This window comes from Acinetobacter sp. YH12106, assembly GCF_013418995.1.
Lineage (GTDB): Bacteria > Pseudomonadota > Gammaproteobacteria > Pseudomonadales > Moraxellaceae > Acinetobacter > Acinetobacter pseudolwoffii.
The window spans coordinates 1-7,279 of record NZ_VPAV01000045.1; the positions used below are offsets into that span (position 1 = coordinate 1).

Consider the following 7,279-nt stretch of genomic DNA (forward strand, 5'->3'; position numbering starts at 1 on the left):
ATGGAATAGATCTACTTATTGGTCAACTTAAAGCATTTGATGGAGCATTACTTGTTATCAGTCATGACCGATATTTTCTTGATATGGTTGTAGACAAGATATGGGAGTTAAAAGACGGTAAAATTACGGAATATTGGGGTGGTTACTCGGATTACTTGCGTCAAAAAGAAGAAGAGCGACAACACCAAGCCGTAGAATATGAGCTGATGATGAAGGAACGGGAGCGATTAGAATCTGCTGTGCAAGAAAAACGCCAGCAAGCTAATCGATTAGACAATAAGAAAAAAGGAGAAAAATCCAAAAACTCTACCGAAAGTGCTGGACGACTTGGGCATGCAAAAATGACTGGCACCAAGCAAAGAAAACTGTATCAGGCAGCTAAGAGTATGGAAAAGCGTTTGGCTGCATTAGAAGATATTCAAGCACCAGAGCATTTGCGTTCTATTCGTTTTCGTCAAAGTTCAGCCCTAGAACTGCACAATAAGTTCCCGATTACGGCAGATGGTCTGAGCTTAAAATTTGGTAGCCGTACTATCTTTGATGACGCTAACTTTATAATACCGCTTGGCGCTAAAGTCGCTATAACTGGATCGAATGGAACAGGGAAAACGTCCTTGTTAAAAATGATATCAGAACGTGCTGATGGATTAACCATATCTCCAAAAGCTGAAATTGGCTACTTTACACAAACAGGATATAAATTTAACACGCATAAATCTGTGCTCTCCTTTATGCAGGAAGAGTGCGAGTACACAGTTGCGGAAATTCGTGCAGTATTGGCTTCAATGGGGATCGGAGCGAATGATATTCAAAAAAACTTATCCGACTTATCGGGAGGTGAAATCATCAAACTGCTTTTATCCAAAATGCTTTTAGGAAAATATAATATTTTGCTTATGGATGAACCAGGAAACTATCTTGACCTAAAAAGTATTGCCGCATTAGAAACAATGATGAAGTCCTATGCAGGAACTATTATCTTCGTATCTCATGACAAGCAATTGGTCGATAATATTGCTGACATTATCTACGAGATCAAAGACCACAAAATCATCAAGACTTTTGAGAGAGATTGTTAATGATAGCCAATCTAATCCGAACATTAATTATTGAACTCTTTAAAGGAAATTAAAAATGACAATTCAAGATATTCAATCACTTGCTGAAGCACACGGCTTGTTGCTTACGGACAAAATGAATTTCAATGAAATGGGCATTGATTTTAAGGTCGTTTTTGCTCTTGATACAAAGGGGCAACAATGGTTGCTGCGTATTCCTCGTCGTGATGGCATGAGGGAACAAATCAAGAAAGAAAAACGCATTTTAGAATTGGTAAAAAAACATCTTTCTGTAGAGGTTCCTGATTGGAGAATTTCATCTACAGAATTAGTGGCTTATCCCATACTTAAAGATAATCCTGTTTTAAATTTGGATGCTGAAACCTATGAAATAATTTGGAATATGGACAAAGATAGCCCGAAATACATAACATCTTTGGCAAAAACCTTATTTGAAATCCATAGTATTCCTGAAAAAGAAGTTCGGGAAAATGATTTGAAAATTATGAAACCTTCAGATTTAAGACCTGAAATAGCAAACAATTTGCAGTTAGTAAAATCTGAAATTGGTATAAGTGAGCAATTGGAAACCCGCTACAGAAAATGGTTGGATAATGATGTTCTATGGGCAGATTTCACCCAATTTATACATGGCGATTTATATGCTGGGCATGTACTAGCTTCAAAGGATGGAGCTGTTTCAGGCGTTATTGATTGGTCAACAGCCCATATAGATGACCCAGCGATTGATTTTGCTGGGCATGTAACTTTGTTTGGAGAAGAAAGCCTCAAAACTCTAATCATCGAGTATGAAAAACTAGGGGGTAAAGTTTGGAATAAACTATATGAACAGACTTTAGAAAGAGCAGCGGCCTCTCCTTTGATGTATGGTTTATTTGCCTTAGAAACTCAAAATGAAAGCCTTATCGTTGGAGCAAAAGCTCAGTTGGGAGTTATATAATTTAAAAATATGATTGCTGAGAACTGCCTTGTTTTGAAACTTGGTTGGCTTTAATTAGTTTTTAGTATTCTTTATAGAAAATGCCTCGATCAAGGGGCATTTCTAACAATCATTTAACATAAAATTTCATATACGAAATTCGGGTGTTAGAACCCATTCAAAGTGTACTCATCAGTACACTTTGAAATTTTGATATAAAAAATTTAACATAAAATCTCATATACGAAATTCGGGTGTTAGAACCCATTCAAAGTGTACTCATCAGTACACTTTGAAATTTTGATATAAAAAATTTAACATAAAATCTCTTATACGAAATTTCAGCTCGATGCTTTGAAACATGGCTTTAGCCATGTTTCAAAGTCGGGCAACTTTGCGCTTGCTGTAATCTGATCAGTAATGAGAAAAACCAAGCAAAGTACCGATCATCTAGTATTTTTTAGGGTCGATCTGACACCAGTCATAGGTTTTTTCTTTGACGTTATTTGGTTGGAATGAGTAACACGGCTTTTTCGTCATGATTCTGACGAGTGTTTCTCCATCATCAACTTTGATTTGAAGTGCATATTGTTCTAATGCTTTCTTATCTGCTCTGCGCTGTTGAATTTCATCAAGGCTTGGAACATACAAAAATATAGCCAAAAGCAATACGAGAACCAAAGCCACAAAAGTACTGGCAAAAAACAGGATAAATTTTGCATTTAGTTTAGCTGTAACTTGGTTTAAATGCTGAATACTGTTGTTCAATGCGCCTGTATGCTTCTTATTTGCGTTTTCTAGCGACTTTTCAGCCTTATTGAGCACTCCGCTAGCCACTTCGTTGTAAAACGTCTCTAATCGCTTGTTATCGTCTGCTATGGCTTCTCTGTATTCCTTCATAGATGCCAATAGAATATATAACTGATCGTCTAGGTCTAAATCATCATTTTGGTTACTCATCGTGACCATCCATCATTATCTAAATCTCGTGATGCCTTACGATTTGCTTGTTCGGCTCGTTGTTTATCTAATTCTTGCTGTCGCTTCATTTCCGCTTGGCGTTCCAGTTCTAGGCGTTTGCTTTCTTGGTTCTTCTGCCATTGCTCAAAACCTTGATCGACACGGTTTAAACCACGCTGTAAAACGCTCTCTTTCTGCTGTTTCTGTTGGTCAAGTTGTTGGGTATTCTGCTGTTTGACGTTGTCATTGAAACGGCTAATTTCAGTGTCTATGCCTTGTCTGCGTAATTGAGTGACTTTGGTGCCTTCATGGATGGTGGCTTGTAGTCCGTTGTTCTGATCGGCATAGCTGCGGTGATCTATTTTTTCTCGGTAGCCTGCACGTTCCAATGCTTTATTGGCTAACTCTGCCCATGTTTCTCTAATTTGCTTAATGTCTTCTTGGGTTGTCCCCATACCAAGGCTTTTTCGTTTGGCGTTGCTGAGTTCAATATCGGTTTTGGTGGTCAGAGTGAGTTTTTTGTCTGCGTCCAATTCGGCTTTTCGGGTTGTGAGCATGATATGGGCGTGATGGTTTTTATCATTACCGCCTTTACTCGGTTCATGGATGGCTAAATCTGCGATTACGTCATAGCGATCAACTAAGGACCTGGCAAAGTCTTTTGCCAAGTCCTTACGTTGATCAGCGTCTAATTCATCAGGCAGGGCAATCACCCATTCTCTAGCGGTTCGGGCATCTTTGCGGTTCTCGGTTTTTTCTGCCAAGTTCCAAAGTTCGCCACGGTCAATTTCAATATCTAAATTAGAGATAATTTCAGAATGGGCGACACCGTCTTTTCTCGTAAAGTCATGGGTCAGCCCTGTGCGTTCATCTTCTAGTTTTTCACCTGCACGATAAGCACTTGATGCAACCGCAGTTCGTCCTGAACTTCGGTTAACTGTTTTAGTTGAACAATGATAGATTGCCATGCAGTCGCCTTGAGATGCTTTTGCTTTTAAAAAATTGCGTAGCAGTTTTTTGGGGTTAAGGGGATACCCCTTACGCAAACTTTGACTTGGATGAAATCCAAGTCGTAAGTGCGCATTTCATGAAAAACACGATAGCATATAGCCCGCTTGAATTTCAATTCATAGGGTTTTATGCTTGAGTGGTTTTCTATATCCCGAAATTAACCGTTATGACAAAATCTGCTGAAAATATCGAAAAGAAAATTGAAGCCCAATTAGAAAAGTTGAAACAGTTAAAAGCTCAAAAACAGGCTATTGATGCAAGAGAAAAAACCAAGCAAAAGGAACAAGAAAGAAAGGACGATACAAGACGTAAAATTTTGCTCGGTTCTTACTTAATTAAAAAGATGCAATCTAATGAAGCCAATAAAGAAAAAATACTCGCTGAACTCAACGAATATTTAACAGAAAATAGAGATAGACAGCTTTTTGATTTGCCCGATATTGAAGCCTAATTTTTCTTAGCTGTTTGGTTGTTCTGTTCGGCTTGATACTCGGGAATGAGCGTATTTAAAACCTTTTGAATATTGTCTTTGTCCTCTATCTGCAAATTATCTCGATAGTAAATTAAGTCCTGTATTTTGCTTTCCATCTGCATTTTTTTGGTGGGTTCTGCATTTTTGGATATTCGAGATAATAGGAAGATATAACCGCATATATTTTCCCTCGCAATTTCATAATTTACGATGTCGAGGTATTCAACGGTCACATGTTTTAGATCAGTTGATAGGTTGTTTAATTTAATCATGGCTGAAATCCTGATTTTTCTAATATTGGATAAAGCTCTCTGAATTTTTCAGGCTCTAAAAGCATATCTGCTATACGGATAGCAAATTGTTGGTAGCTTTCTGTACCTTGTGAATATTTCCCCATTTCAGGCATTTCTGACATTTTATTGGCAAATAAATGGCGTTGTGCATCGGTCATTTTGACAAAAAAGTCAGGTGTGTTTGGGTCACGCTTAGAATCTAATTTTTTCGGCTGTGATTTTTGCTTAAACTTAAATGAAAAACCAATAATTGAACGACCACGTTTGTGTTGTTCATACTCTGCTTTTATATCTGTGTACTCATTAATTTGATCAATGGCAAGGTGTAAAACTTTTTCTTTAAATTGCCCCATTCTCTTGTATTCGTTGGGTTCTATGCCTAATTTTAATCTTAGCTCTTCTAGCTCTACCATAGTCACTTTGCCTGTACTACGCCATGCGATAAGCAACTCATACAAGCGTATAGCGTAAACACTAGTTAAACTGCTGACTTGCTCTAGTTCATAACTGGTGAAGTGTTTTTCTAAATTTGTAATCAACGGTACAACATCATCAGAAAACTTAATACGAACAAGAGCTTCATTTTCTACATAAGATATTCGTTGTACCCATCGACTTATTACATTCTCAATGTTGCCCTTTTGAGTCAGCTTTTGATAGCTAAATCTACGATCAAATAGGCTTTTGCAAGCATCTTTAAGAACTTTATAGGCTGTATTTCTATGAACATTGAAATGGTTGATATAGCTTTCAGCATGAATCGTCAAATCTTTATCATTGGGTGTATTTGATTGCCTAGCTTCAAGTATGGCTAACAGTATTAAACGTTGTTCTGATAGGTCTAAATTATAACTGGCATTTATTAGTGCATTATCTTTAACGACTAGTTCCTTTTTCATAAGCACACATGTTTTTTAAATATATAAGTACACTCTATTTTATTGAGTGTCACTTTGCAAGATAAAGGTGTACTTATTGCAAGATAAAGGTGTACTTATTGCAAGATAAAGGTGTACTTATTGCAAGATAAAGGTGTACTTATTGCTATTTTTATTCTTATATATCAATTAATTGTAGAGGCTAAAAATTAAAAAATTAAAAAATATTAAAAAGAGGGGAGTGCTTAAAACTGCCCTATGTACTCGCTAAAGCTCGTACTCTATTGAAGCTCGTTCCTCGCTTCATGGGGCAGTTTTTGGTTAATCCTGTTTATGAAATCTAAAAGCAAAAGCATTGGTAATGTATTCGCTTCGCTCATACTTTTTGAAAAGCAAAAGCTCCAAAGTTCGCACCCATTCGGGATGCTCTGTAACTACCGTTTAAAATCGAAAGGGAGCTTGTAATCAGAGAAAAAGCGAGGTCGAAATTTTGATGATGCTCAATCGCTCGTAGACACTCGCTCGGTTCTTATTATCTAGGTTTTAATTATTTACTGGAGCTAATCAAAGTTGTGAAACATTGATGAAATATTAGTCGTGGAACGTGAAGAATCATAAAAAAAGCCCGAGCATGACGTTTCGGGCTATTAAGTATTGACTATAACATTGAAAGATAATGAAAATATCTAAGCATTTCGGATAAGGTGTATTATGTTAATTTTAGAAAATCTTCACTACTATTATTTTAAAATAAGCCTTATATCCAAGCATAAAACAAGGTTGTCTAGACTTCTTTTAACAGTAAAGTTATCATAAAACTGAATTTTATTTTTTAGGTAAGTTTATGCATTCTATCCGCATTCGTTAAGACACAACTATTTGCATAGTGACACTATTTTATAATGGTGGGCTTTTGTTGTGTCTTTAAGAATATATGCGGATATATAAAGTAAAAGTATGCTTAATTTATAAGTATGCTTTTAGTGCATAGTTTCCAGTTATAACTTAATTGACTAGCTATTTGTCCACCCTGTGGATGAATAGCTTTTTTTTTGGGAGGACACTGTGATGCTAGCTTTTGTTTTCACCTAAATCCTGTTTGCTGCATAAAAAATTTCAAGAGCTAAACAGGAGTAAATAAAAATGAGTTTAATTATTAAAGCGAGAAACATACGCTTGGATTATGCTGGGCGTGATGTTTTGGATATTGATGAATTGGAAATTCACTCTTATGACCGTATTGGTCTTGTGGGTGATAACGGAGCAGGAAAGAGTAGTTTACTCAAAGTACTTAATGGCGAAATTGTTTTAGCCGAAGCGACATTACAGCGTTTTGGTGATTTTGCACATATCAGCCAACTGGGCGGAATCGAAATAGAAACGGTCGAAGACCGGGCAATGTTATCTCGCCTTGGTGTTTCCAATGTACAAAACGACACAATGAGTGGCGGAGAGGAAACTCGTGCAAAAATTGCTGCCGCATTTTCCCAACAAGTACATGGCATTCTAGCGGATGAACCAACCAGCCACCTTGATCTCAATGGAATAGATCTACTTATTGGTCAACTTAAAGCATTTGATGGAGCATTACTTGTTATCAGTCATGACCGATATTTTCTTGATATGGTTGTAGACAAGATATGGGAGTTAAAAGACGGTAAAATTAC

At 36.8% G+C, this 7,279-nt stretch carries 7 protein-coding genes and 1 pseudogene; 4 read left to right on the top strand and 4 right to left on the bottom strand.

Going from position 1 to position 7,279, the window contains the following annotated elements; translation table 11 throughout:
* Both msr(E) (FTU45_RS14735) and FTU45_RS14740 read left to right on the top strand, forming a co-directional pair.
* On the top strand, window positions 1-1,079 hold a 1,079-nt coding region (msr(E), locus tag FTU45_RS14735; protein ID WP_180073075.1), incomplete at its 5' end, for an ABC-F type ribosomal protection protein Msr(E).
* A gap of 55 nt (window positions 1,080-1,134) precedes the next feature.
* Window positions 1,135-2,019 carry an Mph(E) family macrolide 2'-phosphotransferase gene (locus tag FTU45_RS14740; RefSeq protein WP_000155092.1) on the top strand — a complete coding sequence of 295 codons (885 nt, stop codon included), beginning with the start codon at window positions 1,135-1,137 and terminating at the stop codon, window positions 2,017-2,019.
* Window positions 2,020-2,448: 429 nt separating this feature from the next.
* Here FTU45_RS14740 and FTU45_RS14745 read toward each other — a convergent pair whose 3' ends face one another.
* Window positions 2,449-2,958 carry a hypothetical protein gene (locus tag FTU45_RS14745; RefSeq protein WP_136144375.1) on the bottom strand — a complete coding sequence of 170 codons (510 nt, stop codon included), beginning with the start codon at window positions 2,956-2,958 and terminating at the stop codon, window positions 2,449-2,451.
* On the bottom strand, window positions 2,955-3,926 hold the full coding sequence (gene mobQ / locus FTU45_RS14750) for a MobQ family relaxase (protein ID WP_159516850.1): 972 nt from the start codon (window positions 3,924-3,926) through the stop codon (window positions 2,955-2,957). The genes FTU45_RS14745 and mobQ overlap by 4 nt, the downstream gene beginning before the upstream one ends.
* A gap of 209 nt (window positions 3,927-4,135) precedes the next feature.
* Between mobQ and FTU45_RS14755 the strand changes: the two genes are divergently transcribed.
* The gene (locus tag FTU45_RS14755; RefSeq protein ID WP_004856445.1) at window positions 4,136-4,420 is read left to right on the top strand and encodes a hypothetical protein; all 285 of its coding nucleotides are present in this window, start codon (window positions 4,136-4,138) and stop codon (window positions 4,418-4,420) included.
* Here the strand turns inward: FTU45_RS14755 and FTU45_RS14760 are convergent.
* Together FTU45_RS14760 and repM are read right to left on the bottom strand one after the other, a co-directional pair.
* On the bottom strand, window positions 4,417-4,713 hold the full coding sequence (locus tag FTU45_RS14760) for a hypothetical protein (protein ID WP_004856442.1): 297 nt from the start codon (window positions 4,711-4,713) through the stop codon (window positions 4,417-4,419). The two genes, FTU45_RS14755 and FTU45_RS14760, sit on opposite strands and share 4 nt — an antisense overlap.
* Window positions 4,710-5,633 carry a replication initiation protein RepM gene (gene repM / locus FTU45_RS14765; RefSeq protein WP_004856439.1) on the bottom strand — a complete coding sequence of 308 codons (924 nt, stop codon included), beginning with the start codon at window positions 5,631-5,633 and terminating at the stop codon, window positions 4,710-4,712. The genes FTU45_RS14760 and repM overlap by 4 nt, the downstream gene beginning before the upstream one ends.
* Window positions 5,634-6,755: 1,122 nt before the next feature.
* Between repM and msr(E) (FTU45_RS14770) the strand changes: the two are divergent.
* Window positions 6,756-7,279: pseudogene (msr(E), locus tag FTU45_RS14770) on the top strand (ABC-F type ribosomal protection protein Msr(E)); the annotation flags it as partial.